Raw genomic sequence first — 19,373 nt, forward strand, 5'->3', positions numbered from 1 at the left:
TCCCCGAATATCCCATCCCTTCCTCCCCGTGGAATCGCAGATGAACCTCGAACGACAAAGCTTCGACGTCGATGAAGTCCAGGCCGGGCCCAGCTGGGCGCCGAAGAACTGGCCCCTGATCGACAGCGATGATCTGACCGCCGCGCTCGACCCTCAGCAGATGCAGGTCGCGGTCAAGGCGGCCGCGGCGAAGGCGGGGGCGCCGCTCTCGAATGCCGAAGTCGAGCGCGCTGCCGACGATTCGATCCGCGCGATGATGCTGATCCGCACCTATCGCGTGCGCGGGCACCTTGCGGCGACGCTCGATCCGCTGGGCCTGACCCACCGCGAACTGCCGGCCGATCTGACGCCCGAATATCACGGCTTCGTCGGGGCCGACCAGGACCGTCCGATTTTCCTCGGCGGCACGCTGGGGCTCGAGAAGGCGACGATTCGCGAGGTGGTGTCGATCCTGCAGGCCAATTACTGCGGGCACGTCGGCCTTGAATATATGCACATCGCCGATGTCGAGGAGCGCCGCTTCCTCCAGGAGCGGATGGAAGGCGCCGACAAGTCGATCGACTTCACCGCCAACGGCAAGAAGGCGATCCTCAACAAGGTGATCGAGGCCGAGGAATGGGAGAAATTCCTCGCGCGCAAATATGTCGGCACGAAGCGTTTCGGGCTCGACGGCGGCGAATCGATGATCCCTGCGCTCGAGGCGATCATCAAATATGGCGGCCAATATGGTGTGAAGGAAATCGTCTACGGCATGGCCCATCGCGGCCGCCTGAACGTCCTCGCCAATGTGCTGGCCAAGCCGTACAAGGTCATCTTCCACGAATTTCAGGGCGGCACCGCGAACCCCGAGGATGTCGGCGGTTCGGGCGACGTCAAATATCACCTCGGCACCTCGACCGACCGCGAGTTCGACGGCGTGTCGGTCCATATGTCGCTGGTCCCCAACCCGTCGCACCTCGAAGCGGTCGATCCCGTCGTGCTGGGCAAGGTGCGCGCGCAGCAGGTGATGCGCGACGATCTGGCCGAACATAGCCAGGTGCTGCCCGTGCTGATCCACGGCGACGCCGCCTTTGCGGGGCAGGGGATCGTGTGGGAATGCCTCGGCTTTTCGGGCATTCGCGGTTACAATACCGGCGGCTGCATCCACTTTATCGTCAACAACCAGATCGGCTTCACGACCAGCCCGCAGTTCGCGCGCTCGTCGCCCTATCCGTCCGACGTGGCAAAGGGCGTGATGGCGCCGATCCTGCACGTCAACGGCGACGATCCCGAAGCCGTGACCTTCGCGTGCAAGCTGGCGATCGACTTCCGTCAGCAGTTCAAGCGCGACATCGTCATCGACATGTGGTGCTATCGCCGCTTCGGTCACAATGAAGGCGACGAGCCGAGCTTTACCCAGCCGCTGATGTACGCGATCATCCGCAAACATCCGCCGGTATCGGACCTCTACGCCACGCGGCTCGAGGCAGAGGGCGTCGTTTCGGCTGGCGATGCCGAAGCGCACCGCGCCGAGTTCGTCGCGCGGCTCGAAGACGAATTCGAAGCATCGAAGACTTACAAGTCGAACAAGGCCGACTGGTTCGCCGGTCGCTGGTCGGGCTTGCACGCGCCTGCCGATCCCGAAAATGCCCGGCGTAATATTTCGACCGGCGTATCGGAAAAGCTGTTCGACGCCATCGGCCGCACGATGACGACGATCCCCGACGATCTGGAGGTGCACAAGACGCTGCGCCGCGTGATCGACGCCCGGGCCGCGATGTTCGCGAACAGGGACGATGCCGAGGTGTTCGACTGGGCGACCGCCGAACAGCTCGCGTTCGGCACTTTGCTCAGCGAAGGCTATCAGGTGCGCCTGTCGGGCCAGGATTCGGGCCGCGGGACGTTCAGCCAGCGTCACGCCGTCTGGGTCGACCAGAAGGACGAGCATAAATATATCCCGCTGACCACCGTGCCACACGGCCGGTTCGAGGTGCTCGACAGCCCTCTCTCCGAATATGGCGTGCTCGGCTTCGAATATGGCTATGCGATGGCCGATCCGAAGAGCCTCGTGCTGTGGGAGGCGCAGTTCGGCGACTTCGCCAACGGCGCGCAGATCATGATCGACCAGTTCATCGCGGCGGGCGAAGCCAAATGGCTGCGCGCCAACGGCCTCGTGCTGCTGCTGCCGCACGGCTATGAAGGGCAGGGGCCTGAGCATAGCTCGGCGCGTCTCGAACGCTTCCTTCAGCTTTGCGCCGGGGACAACATCCAGGTGTGCAATATTTCGACCCCGTCGAACTATTTCCACGTCCTGCGCCGCCAGATGCTGCGCCCATTCCGCAAGCCGCTGATCATCATGACGCCCAAGTCGTTGCTCCGCCACAAGCTGGCCGTGTCGCAGCGTTCGGACTTCATCGGCGAAGCGCATTTCCGCCGCATCATGTCGGACCGCACCCCGCCAGAAGATGCGAAGGTCAAGCGTGTCGTCCTGTGTTCGGGCAAGGTCGGTTACGACCTGATGGAGGCGCGCGACGCCGCCGGGCTCGACGACACGACGGTGATACGGATCGAACAGATTTATCCTTTCCCGGGCGAGGCGCTGGCCATCCGCCTGAAGAAGATGAAGAATCTCGAAGAGGTCGTTTGGGCGCAGGAAGAGCCGCGCAACAACGGCGCCTGGTTCTTCGTCGAGCCGCTGATCGAGGAATCGCTGATCGACGCCGGCCACAAGGGAATGCGCGCCCGTTACGCCGGCCGGGCCGCTGCGGCTTCGCCCGCCACCGGCCTGATGAGCCGTCACCAGACCGAACAGGCGGCGCTCGTCGCCGACGCGCTGGGCCTCAATGTCCGCGCCGAAATTCGTCGCAACAAGAATAAAGCCTGAGCCAGAGCTTAAGCCCTAAGGAACTGCATCAATGAGCACCGAAGTCAAAGTCCCGACGCTGGGTGAAAGCGTGACCGAAGCGACGATCGGCGAGTGGCTGAAGCAGCCCGGCGAAGCCGTCGCGCTCGACGAGCCGATTGCCAGCCTCGAAACCGACAAGGTCGCGGTCGAAGTGCCGTCGCCCGTCGCCGGCGTGATGGGGCAACAGGTCGTCGCCGTCGGCGATACCGTCAATGTCGGGGCGGTGATTGCGACGATCGAGGCCGGCGACGGCAAGGCCGCCGCCCCCGCTCCTGCGCCCGCGGCGAAGGCCGAAGGGGCGGCGCCCGCTCCCGCAGCGACCGGCGGCGAGGATGCGGTCGTCACCCTGTCGCCCGCGGTGCGCCGCCTCGTCCTCGAGCACGGGCTTGATCCGAGCAAGATCAAGGGCACCGGCAAGGACGGCCGCCTGACCAAGGAAGATGTGCTGGCGGCCGCCGAAGCCGCCCCCGATGCGGCGCCCGCGCCCGCGCCCGCGGCCGCCCCGGCACCTGCCGCCGCGCCCGCTGCAACGGGTGCGCCGGGCCGTCAGGAAGAGCGGGTCAAGATGACCCGCCTGCGGCAGACGATCGCCCGCCGCCTGAAATCGGCGCAGGATACGGCGGCGATGCTCACCACGTTCAACGACGTCGACATGACGGCGGTGATCGAGGCGCGCGGCCGCTACAAGGATCTGTTTGAAAAGAAGCATGGCGTGCGCCTGGGCTTCATGGGCTTCTTTACCAAGGCCGCCTGTCTTGCGCTCAAGGACATACCGGCGGTCAACGGCCGTATCGATGGCGACGAAATCGTCTATAATAATTATATGGATATCTCGGTCGCGGTCAGCGGTCCGAGCGGGCTTGTCGTGCCGGTGATCCGCAACGCCGAAAGCCTGTCCTTCGCCGGCATCGAAAAGACGATCGGCGATTTCGGCAAGCGCGCCAAGGAAGGCACGCTGACGATGGACGACATGACCGGGGGCACCTTCACCATCTCGAACGGCGGCGTTTTCGGCTCGCTGATGTCGACCCCGATCATCAATCCGCCGCAATCGGCCGTGCTGGGCCTCCATCGCATCGAGGACCGCCCGGTCGCGATCAACGGTCAGGTTGTGATCCGTCCGATGATGTATCTGGCATTGAGCTATGACCACCGGCTGGTCGACGGCCGCGAGGCGGTGACCTTCCTGAAAACGATCAAGGAAGCGATCGAGGATCCGACGCGGCTGCTGATCGACCTCTAAGAGATTTCTCCCCATCCCCCGAGGGGTAAAGGAACAACAAATGGCTGATTACGACTACGACGTCCTTGTCATCGGTGCCGGTCCCGGCGGTTATGTCGCGGCGATCCGCGCGGCGCAGCTCGGGCTCAAGACCGCGTGCGCCGAAGGGCGCGAAACGCTGGGCGGCACCTGCCTCAACGTCGGCTGCATCCCGTCGAAGGCGATGCTGCACGCGTCGGAATATTTCGAGGCGGCGGCGGGCGGCGCGATGGCGGCGATGGGCATCAAGGTGACGCCCGAACTCGACCTTGGCGCGATGCACGGCCAGCGCAAGGATGCGGTCAAGGGCCTGACCGGCGGCATCGAATTCCTGTTCAAGAAGAACAAGATCGACTGGCTGAAGGGCTATGCGCAGTTCACCGGCAAGGACAGCGTCGAGGTTGCGGGCAAGGCCTATCGCGCCAAGAACATCATCGTCGCCACCGGATCGTCGGTGACCCCCCTTCCGGGCGTCGCGGTCGACAATGACAAGGGCGTGATCGTCGATTCGACCGGCGCGCTCGAACTTGCGAAGGTGCCTGGCCACATGGTCGTGATCGGCGGCGGCGTGATCGGGCTTGAACTCGGCAGCGTCTGGCGCCGGCTTGGCGCAAAAGTCACCGTGGTCGAATTTCTTGACCAGATCCTGCCCGGGATGGACGGCGACGTTCGCAAGGAAGCGAACAAGATCTTCAAGAAGCAGGGCATGGACTTCAAGCTGAAGACCAAGGTCACCGGGGCCGAAGTGAAAGGCAAGAAGGCCGTGCTGACGCTCGAGCCCGCCGCGGGAGGCGACGCCGAAACGCTCGAAGCCGATGTCGTCCTCGTTTCGATCGGCCGCCGTCCGAACACCGATGGCCTCGCGCTCGACAAGGCGGGGCTGACCACGAACCAGCGCGGTCAGATCGAGACCGATCATGATTTCCGCACCGCCGTCGACGGCATCTGGGCGATCGGCGACGTCGTTCCCGGCCCGATGCTCGCGCACAAGGCCGAGGATGAAGGCATTGCCTGCGCTGAAAATATCGCGGGGCTGACCGGCATCGTGAACCACGACGTCATCCCGTCGGTGGTCTACACCTGGCCCGAAATCGCCGGCGTCGGCCTGACCGAAGAGCAGGCTGTTGAGAAGGCTGGTGGGGAAAAGGACAAGGTCAAGGTCGGCAAATTCCCGATGCTCGCGAACAGCCGTGCGAAGACCAACCACGAACCCGACGGCTTTGTGAAGGTGATCGCCGATGCCAAGAGCGACCGCGTCCTGGGCGTCTGGATCATCGCCGTGCCGGCGGGCACGATGATCGCGCAGGCAGCTCAGGCGATGGAATTTGGCGCGACGTCCGAAGACATCGCCTACACCTGTCACGCACACCCGACGCACAGCGAGGCGATCAAGGAAGCCGCGATGGCAGTGACCGGAAAGCCGATCCACATCTGAGTTACCCGTCCACTGGGGTAGGGCATGGGGCGGCGGCGACGTCGCCCCATTTCCGTTGCGCCGCGCCGCCGATGATCGCATGACGAAGCGGTTGCCGGCACCGGTACCGGCCTGCGGGACGAAGAAGCATCGCTGATCCATGGACACCCAGACGCTCGTTCGCCTTCTCGATCTGACCGGCATCGCGGTCTTCGCGCTGTCGGGCGCGTTGATGGCGGTGCGGCTGCGCCAGACGCTGGTGACGGCGAGCTTCTTTGCGCTCGTCACCGGGGTCGGCGGGGGTAGCGTGCGCGACCTGCTGATTGGCGCGCCGGTCTTCTGGGTTCAGGACGGCGCGATCGGCGCGGTGTGCATCGCGATTGCGCTGGTCGTGTGGGTGACCCCCGAACGCTGGTGGCAGGGGCAGCTTCTGGAATGGGCCGATGCGGTCGGGCTCGCCGCCTATGCCGTGTTCGGGACGGCCAAGGCCCTTGCCTGGGGCGTGGCGCCGGTTCCCGCGCTGATGATGGGCGTCATCACCGGCTGTGTCGGCGGGACGATCCGCGATATACTGGCCGGGGTGCCGTCGATCATCATGCGGCCCGAAATCTATGTCACCGCGGCAGCGCTAGCCTCCGGGCTGTTTCTGATCCTGACCTGGCTCGGCGTCGCAACCTCGGTCGCCGCTGTCGCGGGCGCCGCGTCGGGTTTCGTCCTGCGCGGCGCAGCAATTCGCTGGTCTTTGGCGCTTCCGACGTATAGGGGGCGCCCCGAATCGCGGTGAATAGCGGCAGTGGGAGCCGCAACGCTCGCTTAACGCTGATCCTGTAGAGGATCCGGTGACGCGCGGAGAGGCGCGTCGTGGGGACCAGTTTCGACCTTGAAGACATTGCTGATTCATTTCGGCGCCGGGGTGGCGGCGTCCGACTGCGTGGATGCTTGTCACGACACGGCGCACACCGGGCGATGGATCATCGGCCTGTCGCTGGTGATCTTTGCGCTGCCGTTTTGCGCGCATGCGGCGCGACGCGTCCTTCTGTCGCGCGCGCGCGCCGGCCGGCGCATCCGGCGTGGCGCGGTTCCGACGAAGCCGGCCCGGTTTCGCTTTCGCAGACGGGCGCCCTCTTGACCGCGCCGCGCGCAGCGGCACAGTGGCGGTTTGACGATCGGGGAGCGGCGACGGCATGGCGACAGAGCAGGCAGCGGTAAACGGGATCAGCATCACCTTCGAAGACAAGGGGCCGCGCGATGCGCCGGTGATCCTGCTGGTGATGGGGCTGGGCGGGCAGTTGACACTGTGGCCCGACGAATTTGTCGATGCGCTGAATGCGCGCGGCTTTCGGACCATCCGGTACGACAACCGCGACGTCGGCCTGTCTACGCGCTTCGACGCGGCCGGTGTCCCCAATCTCAAATGGATGTTCGTGAAGTCGCTGCTGCGCCTCCCGGTGCGGAGCGCTTACACGCTCGCCGACATGGCGGCCGACGGCGTGGCCTTGCTTGACCATCTGGGCATCGCGCGGGCGCATATCGTCGGCGTGTCGATGGGCGGGATGATTTCGCAGCATATCGCCGCGCGCTATCCGGACCGCGTGCTGTCGCTGACGTCGGTGATGTCGACGACCGGCAATCCCCGCCTGCCGCGCGCGCAGAAGGAAGCGATGCAGGTGCTGACCAGCCGCCCGATGAGCGGCGATCCCGAAGATCTGATCGCCTATTCGGTGCGCGCTGCCAAGGTGATCGGCAGCCCCGGCTACCCGCCCGACGAGGAGCGGTTGCAGCGGCGCGTGCGCAGCGATTTCGAACGTGGCTGGTATCCGCAGGGCGTCGCGCGCCAGATGGCGGCGATCGTCGCCGATGGCGACCGGCGGCCGATGCTGAAGTCGATCGACGCGCCGACGCTGGTGATCCATGGCGAGGGCGATCCGCTGGTGCCGCTGGCGGGCGGACGCGATACCGCCGACAATATTCCGGGCGCCCGACTGCTCACCATCCCCGGCATGGGGCATGATTTGCCGCTGGGATTGGTCGATACGCTGGCCGATGCGATCGCCGGTCACGCCGGGGCGGTTGCCCGGGCCTGAGCTATAGGGCGGCTTTTTGCCTTATAGCTCGCCGCCGAGGGCACCATATTTCGCCTCGAACCCCGCCTTGTCGCCCTTCGCCAGATAGCCGGCCTGGTCGACGATATTGTCGCGGACGATGCGGCCCTGAAACGCGCCGAGCTGTGGATCGATCGCGGCGATATCGGCGTCGGTCCAGGCGGCGATCTGCGCAAAGCTGGTGACGCCAAGGCCGCCGAGCAGCGTCGCCATTTTCGGCCCGACGCCCTTCAGCAATTGCAGATTATCGGCTTTGGCGGCGGCAGGGGCGGGAGCGGCTTCTGCCGGCGGGGCAGGGGCGACCGGTGGAGGCGCGGCCGGTTCGGGCTCGGGCGCATGCGCGACGGGTGCGGGCGGGACGGTGGGTTCCGCCGGAATATCGGAGGCTGTGGGCGGTGCAGCCGGCACCGGAGGCGGCGACGCGGGCGCGGGTTCCTTTGGCTTGAAGCGCGCTGGTTCGGCTTTGACGATGTCGGGCTTCGCCACTTCCAGCGGTTTTTTCGGCTCGGCCGGCATCGCTGCGGGCGGCGCTGCTTCGTCGGGCCGCTTGCGGCCGAACAGCCACCACAGCAGGACGACCGCGACGACCAGTCCGACGACCGCGATGATCCAATTTTCCTGAAGCCACGTCATGATGATCTCCCTGTTTCACTGTCAGCCTAAGCCGACGGGGGTGGCGCGTCCAGCACCGCTCAGCGCGCCTCTCGGTTGACCTCGCGCCAGCCGATGTCGCGGCGGCAGAAGCCGCTCGGGAAATCGAGCTTGTCGACCGCGGCATAGGTGCGCGCCTGCGCTTCGGTGACACTCTTGCCCGTCGCGGTGACGTTGAGAACGCGTCCCCCCGCGGCGACGATCGCGCCGTCGGCGCGCGCGGTCCCGGCATGGAAGACGCGCACGCCTCCCGCTTCGGCCGCGGCGATGTTGCGGATCGCGCCACCCTTTTCGGGGGTGCCCGGATAGCCGTTCGCCGCCATCACGACGGTCAGCGCATAGCCGCCGGTAAAGGTCGGCGCGGGCACGTCGGCGAGCCGCCCGGTCGCGGCGGCATGAAGCAGCGCGGCAAAATCTCCGGTCAGGCGCATCATCAGCACCTGACATTCGGGATCACCGAAACGGCAATTATATTCGATCAGCTTGGGGCCTTCGCTGGTCAGCATCAGCCCGGCGAACAGCACCCCGACATAGGGCGTGCCTTCGGCGGCGAGTGCGGCGACGGTGGGACGGATGATCCGATCCATCACCTCGGCTTCGAGCTCCTTGGTCAGCACAGGCGCCGGGCTGTAGGCGCCCATGCCGCCGGTGTTGGGCCCGGTGTCGCCGTCGCCGACGCGCTTGTGATCCTGGGCGCTGCCGAAGGCGATGACATTGGTGCCGTCGGACAGCGCGAAGAAGCTTGCCTCCTCGCCGGTCATGAATTCCTCGATCACCACCTCGGCACCCGCGCCGCCAAAGGCGCCCGCGAACATGTCGGCGATCGCGGCTTCGGCCTCGGCGCGAGTCTCGGCGATGATCACGCCCTTGCCCGCGGCGAGCCCGTCGGCCTTGATCACGACCGGAATCGCGAAATCGGCGAGCGCGGCCAGCGCGGCGTCGGCGCTGGTGCAGCGCACATAGCCGGCGGTCGGAATCGCGGCGCGCGCACACAGATCCTTGGTAAAGCCCTTCGATCCTTCGAGCTGCGCGGCGGCGGCGGACGGGCCGAAGACCGGAATGTCGATCGCGCGCAACCGGTCACCGAGGCCGGCGACGAGCGGCCCTTCGGGGCCGACGACGACGAAATCGATCGCATGGGTGCGCACGAAGGCGACGAGCCCGTCAACATCGTCGGCTGCGATCGGCACACATTCGGCATAGACTTCGATCCCGGGGTTTCCGGGTGCTGCATAGAGCTTGGCGCAACTCGGCGATTGTGCCAGTTGCCAGCTCAGCGCATGTTCGCGCCCCCCAGATCCGACCAGCAGGATATTCATGAGCGTCCCTTTTCCGTCCGACGATGGCACCGAAGCGCGGCTGTTAGCCGAGGCGACGGCGGGCGACAATGCACCCGCGCTGTCGGTCACGCAATTGTCGGCGGCGATCAAGCGGACGGTCGAGGACGGCTTTGCGCGGGTCCGCGTGCGCGGTGAGCTGTCGGGGGCGAAGCGTGCGGCATCAGGGCATTTCTACGCCGCGCTCAAGGACGACAACGCGCTGATCGACATGGTGATGTGGAAGGGGCAGGCGGCGCGCCTCGCCTTCCGGCCCGAAGATGGCATCGAGGTGATCGCGACGGGCAAGCTCACCACCTATCCCGGCCGCTCCAAATATCAGCTGGTCGTCGAAAGCCTGGAGGTCGCGGGCGAAGGCGCGTTGATGCTGTTGTTCGAAAAGCTGAAGGCGCGGCTTGGCGCCGAAGGGCTGTTCGACCGAGAACGCAAGCAGCCGTTGCCCTATCTGCCGCGCGTCATCGGCGTCGTTACCTCGCCGACCGGGGCAGTGATTCGCGACATTCTTCATCGCCTCGCCGATCGCTGCCCGACGCGCGTGATCGTGTGGCCGGTGCTGGTGCAGGGCGAAGGGGCGGCGGCGCAGGTTGCGAATGCGGTGCGCGGTTTCGATGCGCTCGCGCCCGGCGGACCGGTGCCGCGCCCCGACCTTGTCATCGTCGCGCGCGGCGGCGGTTCGATCGAGGATTTATGGGCGTTCAACGAAGAAATCGTGGTGCGTGCGATCGCCGATTGCCGCATTCCGACGATCAGCGCGGTCGGCCATGAAACCGATGTGACGCTGGCCGATTATGCCGCCGACGTGCGCGCGCCGACGCCAACCGCCGCCGCCGAAATGGCGGTGCCGGTGCGCGCCGAGCTCATCGCGCAGCTTGCGACGTGGCGCAGCCGTATGACGGGCGCGGCGACGCGCCAACGCGCGCTCGCCGGCGAGCGATTGACTGCGCTCGCGCGGCACCTGCCGAAGCGCGAGGCGCTCTACGCCCCCCAGCGCCAGCGGCTCGACGACGCCGCCGAGCGGCTCGATCGCAGCCAGCGCCACCGGCTCGCGCTCGCCGGCGAACGGCTGGTGACGCGCGGCGCGGCGCTGCGTCCGGCGCTGCTGGCGCGTGCCTGGGACCGCGATCGCGCCAAGCTGGCGGGGCTTGCGCGGCTGCTGACCTCGCTCGATCCGCGCGCGTTGCTTGCCCGTGGCTATGCGATGGTGCGCGATGCCGACGGGGCGATCGTGCCGAGCGCGGCGCGCGCCCGTGGGGCAGGCCATCTGCGGCTTGCCTTCGCCGATGGCGAGGTGCCGGTGACGGTGGCGGAGGGCGATGCGCCGCCACCCCCTGCGCCCTCCGCTGCGCCGGCGCCAAAGCCCGCGCGCAAGCCCCCCGCCGCGCCGGGGCGGGGACAGGGCGAGCTGTTCTGAGCGCCGCAGGGGTGGCCGAAATCGCGCAGGTCGCTATATTGCATCCGATATCTTGGACAATTTGATGGACCCCGCCATGTTGATCGCCAGCCGCAACCGCCTTGCCCGCCTGCAATATGGCCCGAACGGATTTCGTATCCTGTCGCCGGGCGACCATGTGCTGTGCGCGGTGAGCGGGGTGCCGATCGGGCTCGACGAGCTGCGCTATTGGTCGGTTGCGCGGCAGGAGCCCTATGCGACCGCGGCGATTTCGGTGCAGGCCGCACTGGACGCGGCGCGCGGCGCATGACCGCGCGCGGGGCAGCGCCCCGAGCGATTGCTTCGCTGACCCTGGCCATTGCGGCGGCAGGCTGTGTACCCGCCGTGGCCGACAGTCCCCCGGCGCCCAAGGTGGCAGCGCCCGCTGCCGCCGCGCCTTCCGTACCGACCACACCCCCGGTCCCGAAGCCGCTTCCCGGTCCCGCCGATTTCGCCTTTCGCGGCAGCATGATCCAGGGCGGAACGCTGATCGGCCAAGTGCCGGGCGGAACGCGCATGTTGACGCTCGATGGCGCACCCGTTCCGGTCGCAGGCGATGACGCTTTCCTGATCGCCTTCGATCGCGATGCGCCCGCGAGCCAGCAACTGGTAGCGACCCTTTCCGACGGGCGCACGGTTACGCGGACGCTGAGCATTGCGGCGGGGAATTGGCGGATCGAAAATATCAACGCGCCCTATCGCGGCAGCGCATCAAGCGACGCCGAATTCGAACGCCGTCGCCCCGCCGAACTGGCGCAGATCGCTGCGGCGCGCGCGAGCCATGTCGAATCGGACGGCTGGCGGCAGCAATTTCGCTGGCCCGCGCCGGGGCGGCTCTCAGGCTTCTTCGGTTCGCAGCGCGTCTATCAGGGCAAGCCGGGGAGCTATCATAGCGGCACCGATATCGCCGTGCCCGCGGGCACGCCCTTTTTCGCGCCCGCCGACGGGGTCGTGGTGCTCGCGGCCGATGCGCCCTTCACGCTCGAAGGAAATTTGCTGATCGTCGACCACGGCATGGGGCTGACCAGCGCCTTTCTGCACTGCCAGCGCCTCGATGTGAAGGTCGGCGACCGTGTGACGCAAGGGCAACAGCTCGGTACGGTGGGCGCGACGGGACGGGCAACAGGGCCGCATATGCATTGGGGGCTCAAATGGCGCGACGCGCGGCTCGACCCGGGCACGCTCGCGGGACCGATGGCGCGATAATCGAGGCGTTTCGATTGGAGGCGTAATTTAATTACGTACTAGGGTCGTTGATTATTCGAAGTGTGTGAGCGCTCATTTGTGTTGTTGCAAATTCGTCACAATCGCTCGTGAAACCGCGTCCCTCGGGGGGAATTCCCTTTACTCACCATGAATGAGCGATCATCCCGCACGCTATCGGGGTGTCTGTTCGGCGGCTTTGCGCTGCGAAAATAGGGGCCCGGGTATAACCACCACCAGTAGCAAGGGACTGCACTGTGAAGAAAACCCACTATTCCAAGCTGAAGCTTGGCGCTGCGCCGATCGTTATCGGCGTTGCCCTTGCTTCGGTTCCTGCCTTCGCGCAAGACGCCGAGGAAGGCGCCGCTGCGCCGGGTTCGGAGATCGTCGTTACCGGCACCCTGATCCGCAACCCCAACCTCGAACAGTCGACGCCCGTCAACGTCACCACTTCGGACGCGATCGAACTGAAGCAGTCGAACGTCGCTGAGGAAGTTCTTCGCGAATTGCCCGGCGTCGTTCCGAATATCGGTTCGGCGGTGAACAACGGCAACGGCGGTGCGTCCTACGTCGATCTTCGCGGTCTCGGCTCGACCCGTAACATCGTCCTGCTCAACGGCAACCGCGTTGCGCCGTCGGACGTGAACGGCCGTGTCGACCTCAACAACATTCCGCTTGCCCTGATCGAACGCGTCGACGCGCTGACCGGTGCGGCGGTGACCACCTATGGCGCAGATGCCATCACCGGCGTCGTCAACTTCGTCACCAAGCGCGATTTTGCCGGCTTTGAAATGACCGCGTCGGAACAGATCACTGAAAAGGGCGACGGCAACATCTTCCGTGTTGACGCGACGATCGGTGCAAACTTCGACGATGGCCGCGGTAATGCGGTGCTGAGCATCGGCTATCAGCAGGCCGACCCTGTCTATCAGGGTGCGCGCGGTTTCTCGGACAACACGCTCGACAGCTATTCGGACACGTTCATCGGTTCGGGTACGTCGGTCCCCTCGCGCTTCTCGGGCACGCGTCCGCTTACCGGCGGCGTACCGAACGTCCTCGCGCAGTATACGCAGACCGGCACCGTGCCGAACCCGAACTTTGACCCGACCCAGCCCGTCAGCGCAACGAACCCGGCGACGCTGCCGGTTCTCGCTCTGACGCCCGGCGGTGCTGCCAACGGCGGCGTTCGTCAGGTCAATAGTGCTGGCCAGGCGGTCGGCACGTTCCAAACCTACAACTTCAACCCGTTCAACATCTTCCAGACGCCGTTCGAGTGCTTCAACATCTATGGCCAGGCCAATTATGAAGTGTCCGATGCGGTGGAAGTGTACACCCGGGGCATGTTCTCGAAGAACACCGTGTCAACGATCATCGCACCGTCGGGTTCGTTCGGTGGCTCGGTTGCGATCAATCTGAACAACCCGAATCTGCCTGCGGCGCTGCGTGACCAGTTCTGTGCGTTCAACGTCGCTCCGGTGGTCAATGGCGTCGATGCCAACGGGGATCCGATTTCGGGCCAGTCTGCTTATACGCCGCGCTTTACGCCGGCTGAGTGCGCAGCGGCAGCTACGGCTACAGGCCGGAGCGATCCCAACTACCGCGAAGTCACCGTCACGCTGAACCGTCGTACGCCCGAAGTCGGCCCGCGTATCAGCAACTATCAGACGACCTTCTTCGATTATCGCGTCGGTGCGCGCGGCGGCATCACCGATACGCTCGATTGGAGCCTCGAGGGCGCCTATGGCGAGTCGGAAAATATCCAGAGCATCAACGGCTACACGCTGCAGTCGCGTTTCCGCGAAGCGTCGCTGTCCAATGATGGCGTGACCTGTCAGAGCGGCAATGCTGATTGCGTTCCGGTCAACCTGTTCGGTCCTGAAGGGTCGATCACGCCAGAAGCCGCGCGGTATCTCTCGGAAAAGAGCACCTCGACCAACCGCACTTCGCTTGCGCAGGTCCGCGGCATCATTTCGGGTGATCTCGGCTTCTCGTCGCCGGGTGCGGTCCAGCCGATCGGCTTCGCGATCGGTGGCGAATATCGCAAATACACCGCGCAGCAGTCTTCGGATCTCCTCGCCAAGACGCCGGGTGAACTCGGTGGCGCCGGCGGCGCGGCTCCCGACATCGATGGCGCTTACGATGTCTATGAAGCCTATGCCGAAATCGTGGCCCCGCTGATCGAAGACAAGCCTTTCTTCGAGAGCCTGACCCTCGAAGCGGGGATCCGTTACTCGGATTACAGCATCCGCGGCGCTGGTGGCTACAATGCCACCACGTGGAAGGCTGGCGGCAGCTGGGAACCGGGTGCGGGTCTGAAACTTCGCGGTAATTACAGCCGCGCGGTTCGCGCTCCGAACATCGGCGAACTGTTCACGCCGCAGACGGTTGGTCTGACCAACCTCGGTATCGACCCCTGCGCCGGTGGCGCTCCGGTGGCCGACGCCAATCTGCGCGCGGTCTGTATCGCGCAGGGTGCTCCTGCCGGTACGATCGGTTCGATCACCAACCCGACGGCGGCGCAGGCCAACATCACGGTGGGCGGTAACCTGAACCTGAAGCCTGAAAAGGCAGATACCTGGACGCTGGGCCTTGTCTGGCAGCCGGACTTCCTGCCGCGCTTCAACATGTCGGTCGACTATTACAACATCAAGGTCAACGACGTGCTTGGCACGCCCCTGCCGGGCGATATCATCAACGCTTGCTTCGATGGTTTGTCGGCTTCGAGCGCAACCGATCCGGCTTGTACCTCGATCCGTCGTAACCCGATCACCGGCGGCCTTGACGGTGACCCGTCGACGACCCCCGGCCTGTTCGGTCTGACCAACAACCTCGGCCGTCTGTTCACCGACGGTGTCGACCTGTTGATGAACTACAACACCGATGTCGGCTTCGCGAACCTCAGCTGGTCGTTCGTCGGCAACTGGACGCACAGCTCCAAGTATAACGCCAACGTAGCCGATCCGACTTCGCTCAACCGCGAATGCGTCGGTTACTACAGCGTGAACTGCTCGTTCACGGGTTCGATTCAGCCGGAATTCCAGTTCTCGCAGCGCTTTACGCTGGGCTTCGACAAGGTCGACGTCTCGCTGCTGTGGCGCTGGATGGACTCGGTCGACTTCGAGCCGGCGCAGCTCGCGGCGGACATCGCTGCAGCGCAGGCGGCTCCGGACGACTGTCCGAACCCGACGACGAGCGACGATGGTGGCTGCGTGGTCGATCCGAAGTTCCGTCACATCAAGGCGGCACATTATTTCGATCTCGCCACCCGCTTCAACGTGAGCGACAATCTGGTCATCACCATGACGGTCCAGAATCTGCTCGACAAGAAGCCGCCGATCGTTGGCAACACCATCGGTTCGACGACCTACAACAGCGGCAACACCTTCCCGTCGACTTACGACGCGCTGGGTCGCCGCTATGCGATCTCGGCCAAGCTGAAGTTCTAAAGAACTCTCTGCTTGGAAGGAAATTGGGGCGGGCAGCAATGCTCGCCCCTTTTTCTTTGGCAGTCAGAACCATGAGGAGCGGCAGCTTCCGCCGACCTTGTTTAGGGCGGCCGCCAAGACCGTGCCTCGGGCTTGGCACCCAACCTTCTCCGCAAGCTGTGCCTATGACGGCATGGCTAGCCCGACCACTGGTGCCCGATCGCAATAGCGCATCAGGGCATAGGTAGCGCCCCTGGGAGAACTAGCGGGATACCGGCCTGATCGGCGACAGCTTCTGCCCATCCGAGGACCTGATTGATTTCGTCTCCGTACGCCGCGTCGGCGGCAGCGAGATCACGCTGACGCTCGCCGGCTGCAAACGGCGCCCCCGACTTGCTATTGCGTGCCAGCGCTGGATGATCGGCCAGAGCCTCTCGGTCGGCGGTAAGGCCATAATGGTCCATTGCCCCTGCAACCGCCCGAACGGGGTCGCGGGTGAGTGCCTCGCTGTCGAGTGCAGCGATCCGGCCGGGCGCCCAAGCTATGAGGGTCGCGAAAGCACGCTGCTGGGCAAGCCACCCGATGGCGGCGATTTGCAGGTCGGACTGGCGGAAATAGTCGCGCGCATCGAAACCGAATTGCAGGAAGTCGTCTGCCAGATAGCCTTCAAACAATTCCCTGCACCACAGCCGGCACCATAGACCCTTCCGCGCGACCGACAGAAGAAAGGCGCGCAGCGGCGCATATAGCAGAATGGCGTGCGCCCCCGGACGCAGGGTTAGCGCACCGCGCGCGAGCGGATTGAAAATGTTGGAAGGCTTGATGATTACGGCTTCACCAGCGGTCAAGGGCCGTGCGAGCATCGCGAGCGCATCATCCATAACCCGCGCGTGATCGCGCGGCGCCGCGCCGCGCCGCCGCCATCCGACCATGTCATTGAGCAGCACGGGTTCGGACAATCCGGATGCAATGCCCGGCTGATCAATCGCCTGGACCAGCATGGTGGAGGCACAATAGGCCGAATGGAATAGGAAATGAACTGGCGCCGGCTCTACGTTCTGACGAGACGCGGTGCGGGACAGGACGAGCGGTGCTGCTTCCTCGCCCAAATGCATGTCTGTAAGAAAGGGGATCTCCCGGCGGATGTCGCGCGGCACGCGGCGGAAATGAAACGCGTCGTGATTGGAATCGTACCGATGCGCGAGCCATTCGGGATCACGTAAGGCGGCGGCAGAAGCGGGATGCAACATCGTTCGACCTTGCCGATTGCTGCAGTCGATGGCAAGCATCGGACATGGCCAGTATACAACCGCCCGCGCCCGCCGTGGAAGCCAATCGTCTTGGTATTGCGGCTTTGCAGGCCAACGATCCGGCGGCGGCGGCGGCGCACTTCGGCCGGGCGATTGCGTCCGATCCTCGGTCCGGTGCGCTCCAGAGAAATCTCGCGTCGGCATGGCGGGCGCTGGGAGAGGAAGAGCGTGAACTTGACGCACTTGCAGCGGCTCTAGCGATTGACCGCCGCGATCTGGTCGCCTGGATCCGCAAGGCCGAACGGCATGAATCACGAGCGGAGCGCGGTGCGGCGCTGGAGGCGTGGAGCGCGGCGCTCGCGCTTGCGGCGCAACTCGATCCTGTGCCCGATCCGCTCGTGCCGCTCCTGGCGCACGGACAAGCCTTCGTCGCGCAGGCGACCGATACTATGTTTGCCGCGGCCTCCGGCGCGATCGCTTCAATGGGCGATATACTCGATGAAACCGACACGCGGCGTGGAAAAGCATTCGTCGAAAGCACGCTTGGCCGGCGCAGGATCTATCGAAATGAATGTGCGGGCATCTATTACCCATTTTTGCCCGCCGACGAATTTTTTGACCGGCGGCATTTCCCTTGGTTCACTGAAATTGAGGCACATACCGACGCCATTCGGAGCGAACTACTCGCGCTGCTCGACGACCCGGGAGATGCGTTGCGTCCTTACGTGCGAATGGATGCCGGAACCCCCGATTCGATCTGGACCCCCCTCGACAATCGACTTGATTGGGGCGCCTGCTTCTTGTGGGAATATGGCGCCGCGAACCAAGTAGTGCTCGACCGCTGTCCGGCAACCGCTGCCGCGCTAGCAGCCGTTCCCGGCGCTCGTATCCCGGGCCGAGCGCCGAGCGCCTTTTTCTCGATGCTCAAGCCGCGCACGCGCATCCCGCCCCACACAGGCGTCACCAACACACGTGCAATTGTCCATCTGCCGCTGATCGTGCCGCCCGGATGCGGCTTTCGGGTGGGGGGTGAGACGCGCAGTTGGGAGGAAGGCCGCGCTTTCGCCTTTGACGACACCATCGAGCACGAGGCCTGGAACGATAGTGACCAACTGCGCGCTGTGCTGATCTTCGACGTATGGAACCCGCATCTCAGTCTGGCCGAGCGCGACTTGCTGGTGCGATATTTCGCATCGGCCGATTCGTCAGGCTACGCCGTACCGAGATAAGCTGTAGCGGTGGAGAAGCATATTTCGCTTGGGAACGAGAGACGTGCATCATATGGTCTGGGGATAAATGCCCAAATTTGAAGGGCTGAGGAGATTTTTGAATGTTTAGGATCATGACTTGGGCAGTGGCGGCAAGCCTGCTCGCGGCGCCAGCTGCGGCCGAGGAATTGGCCGACCGGGCGCCGCCCCCGAAGAAGCCGTCGTTGATGACTCCGACAGAAATCGAAGCCTATAACAAGGGCTTGGCACAAACCCATCCTTATTACATCAAGTGCCGCAAGACGTTGGAGATCGGCTCGCTGGTCAAGAAGACCCGCGTTTGCCACACCAATGCCGAATGGAAGGACGTGATTGCGCGCGGCAACCAGGATGCGCGCGATACGGCCGAAGCCATGACGAGCAAGGGGAGCACCTCCAACTGACGCTGGTGCCCATACGAGCCGTTATTGTGGGAGAAATGGCGATGCGAGGATGGATTACTTTGGTTGCCGCATTGAGTGCGGCAAGTGCGGTCAGCGCCAGCGAACCGACCAATCTAGCGCGAGCGCCTTCCGACATGAGCGGTGCCGAGATTGACGCATATAACGAGGGCCGCTCAGCAAATGATCCGGAGTATATCCGATGTAGACGCATCGCTGAACCCGGATCGCTGGTGAAAAAGAGCCGCATCTGCAATACAAATGCGCAGTGGCGGGTGATTACCGATCGGGGCAATCAGGATGCACGCGATTCGATGGAAATGCTCGCCCGAGGTTGGAGCAATTCGGTCGAGCCGAAGGACAGCCTGATGACCGAGATCAAGCCAAAATAGCGCGCTGCGCCGGACAGGGGTTGGTACAATGCCGAATTTCACGACCACCGTTGCGATAATCATGGCAGTCGCATCCGCGCCGGCGGCGGCGGATGCGTACACCGACCGCAAACCTCCCGATCGCCCGGCTTCGACGATGACCAACGCCGAAATCAAGGCGTTCAACCAGGGTATGGCATCGACCCATCCCTATTACATTAAGTGCCGCAAGATTGAGGAAATCGGATCTTGGGTGAAAAAGGCGCGGGTTTGCCACACCAATGAGGAATGGAAGCAATTGTGGGCGCAGGGTAATCAGGACGCGCGCGACACCGCCGAAGCGATGACGCGCGCGCCCGTCAACCACAGCAATTGACCGCTTCGCAGGTCGCCGGGTC

At 64.7% G+C, this 19,373-nt stretch carries 17 protein-coding genes; 14 read left to right on the forward strand and 3 right to left on the reverse strand.

All coding sequences use genetic code 11. From position 1 onward, the window contains the following. Positions 1 to 40 precede the first annotated feature (40 nt). From L0963_RS01385 to L0963_RS01410, 6 genes are all read left to right on the forward strand, one after another. Positions 41 to 2,863, forward strand: a complete 2,823-nt coding sequence (locus L0963_RS01385) for a 2-oxoglutarate dehydrogenase E1 component (RefSeq protein WP_062903108.1) — start codon at positions 41 to 43, stop codon at positions 2,861 to 2,863. Between the two features lie 31 nt (positions 2,864 to 2,894). Next, positions 2,895 to 4,127 (forward strand): 2-oxoglutarate dehydrogenase complex dihydrolipoyllysine-residue succinyltransferase, encoded by a 1,233-nt coding sequence (gene odhB / locus L0963_RS01390; protein WP_062901717.1) that lies wholly within the window; start codon positions 2,895 to 2,897, stop codon positions 4,125 to 4,127. Positions 4,128 to 4,167: 40 nt separating this feature from the next. After that, positions 4,168 to 5,580, forward strand: a complete 1,413-nt coding sequence (lpdA, locus tag L0963_RS01395; RefSeq protein ID WP_062901718.1) for a dihydrolipoyl dehydrogenase — start codon at positions 4,168 to 4,170, stop codon at positions 5,578 to 5,580. Between the two features lie 139 nt (positions 5,581 to 5,719). Continuing rightward, entirely contained in the window at positions 5,720 to 6,343 is a 624-nt protein-coding gene (locus L0963_RS01400) for a trimeric intracellular cation channel family protein (RefSeq protein ID WP_186402888.1), read from the forward strand. 96 nt (positions 6,344 to 6,439) lie between these two features. Next, a complete protein-coding gene (locus tag L0963_RS01405; RefSeq protein WP_202988223.1) occupies positions 6,440 to 6,688 on the forward strand; it encodes a hypothetical protein in 249 nt (82 codons plus the stop codon). A 55-nt stretch (positions 6,689 to 6,743) separates the two neighbouring features. Next, positions 6,744 to 7,643: an alpha/beta fold hydrolase gene (locus L0963_RS01410; protein WP_062901720.1), complete on the forward strand. Its 900-nt coding sequence runs from the start codon at positions 6,744 to 6,746 to the stop codon at positions 7,641 to 7,643. A gap of 21 nt (positions 7,644 to 7,664) precedes the next feature. On the opposite strand, the gene L0963_RS01415 is transcribed toward L0963_RS01410, so the two are convergent. Further along, entirely contained in the window at positions 7,665 to 8,294 is a 630-nt protein-coding gene (locus L0963_RS01415; protein ID WP_062901721.1) for a hypothetical protein, read from the reverse strand. A 59-nt stretch (positions 8,295 to 8,353) separates the two neighbouring features. Then, complete coding sequence (gene purD, locus L0963_RS01420) at positions 8,354 to 9,631, reverse strand: phosphoribosylamine--glycine ligase (protein ID WP_062901722.1); 1,278 nt, start codon at positions 9,629 to 9,631, stop codon at positions 8,354 to 8,356. On the opposite strand from purD, the gene xseA reads away from it, so the two are divergent. From xseA to L0963_RS01440, 4 genes are all read left to right on the forward strand, one after another. Beyond that, the gene (gene xseA, locus L0963_RS01425) at positions 9,630 to 11,060 is read left to right on the forward strand and encodes an exodeoxyribonuclease VII large subunit (protein WP_062901723.1); all 1,431 of its coding nucleotides are present in this window, start codon (positions 9,630 to 9,632) and stop codon (positions 11,058 to 11,060) included. The genes purD and xseA overlap by 2 nt on opposite strands. Positions 11,061 to 11,136: 76 nt before the next feature. After that, a complete protein-coding gene (locus tag L0963_RS01430; RefSeq protein WP_003041102.1) occupies positions 11,137 to 11,349 on the forward strand; it encodes a DUF2093 domain-containing protein in 213 nt (70 codons plus the stop codon). Further along, entirely contained in the window at positions 11,346 to 12,284 is a 939-nt protein-coding gene (locus tag L0963_RS01435) for a M23 family metallopeptidase (RefSeq protein WP_217372706.1), read from the forward strand. The genes L0963_RS01430 and L0963_RS01435 overlap by 4 nt, the downstream gene beginning before the upstream one ends. Positions 12,285 to 12,538: 254 nt before the next feature. Continuing rightward, complete coding sequence (locus L0963_RS01440) at positions 12,539 to 15,727, forward strand: TonB-dependent receptor domain-containing protein (RefSeq protein WP_234178493.1); 3,189 nt, start codon at positions 12,539 to 12,541, stop codon at positions 15,725 to 15,727. A gap of 212 nt (positions 15,728 to 15,939) precedes the next feature. On the opposite strand, the gene L0963_RS01445 is transcribed toward L0963_RS01440, so the two are convergent. After that, positions 15,940 to 16,956, reverse strand: a complete 1,017-nt coding sequence (locus L0963_RS01445) for a hypothetical protein (protein WP_234178495.1) — start codon at positions 16,954 to 16,956, stop codon at positions 15,940 to 15,942. A gap of 44 nt (positions 16,957 to 17,000) precedes the next feature. Between L0963_RS01445 and L0963_RS01450 the strand changes: the two genes are divergently transcribed. From L0963_RS01450 to L0963_RS01465, 4 genes are all read left to right on the forward strand, one after another. Continuing rightward, entirely contained in the window at positions 17,001 to 18,185 is a 1,185-nt protein-coding gene (locus L0963_RS01450) for an aspartyl/asparaginyl beta-hydroxylase domain-containing protein (RefSeq protein WP_062901728.1), read from the forward strand. Between the two features lie 125 nt (positions 18,186 to 18,310). Continuing rightward, positions 18,311 to 18,607 (forward strand): hypothetical protein, encoded by a 297-nt coding sequence (locus tag L0963_RS01455; protein ID WP_234178496.1) that lies wholly within the window; start codon positions 18,311 to 18,313, stop codon positions 18,605 to 18,607. Positions 18,608 to 18,642: 35 nt separating this feature from the next. Further along, the gene (locus L0963_RS01460; protein ID WP_234178497.1) at positions 18,643 to 18,996 is read left to right on the forward strand and encodes a hypothetical protein; all 354 of its coding nucleotides are present in this window, start codon (positions 18,643 to 18,645) and stop codon (positions 18,994 to 18,996) included. A gap of 61 nt (positions 18,997 to 19,057) precedes the next feature. After that, on the forward strand, positions 19,058 to 19,351 hold the full coding sequence (locus tag L0963_RS01465) for a hypothetical protein (RefSeq protein WP_234178498.1): 294 nt from the start codon (positions 19,058 to 19,060) through the stop codon (positions 19,349 to 19,351). Positions 19,352 to 19,373 lie beyond the last annotated feature (22 nt).

The sequence above is a fragment of the Sphingopyxis sp. NFH-91 genome (genome assembly GCF_021401285.1).
Lineage (GTDB): Bacteria > Pseudomonadota > Alphaproteobacteria > Sphingomonadales > Sphingomonadaceae > Sphingopyxis > Sphingopyxis terrae_A.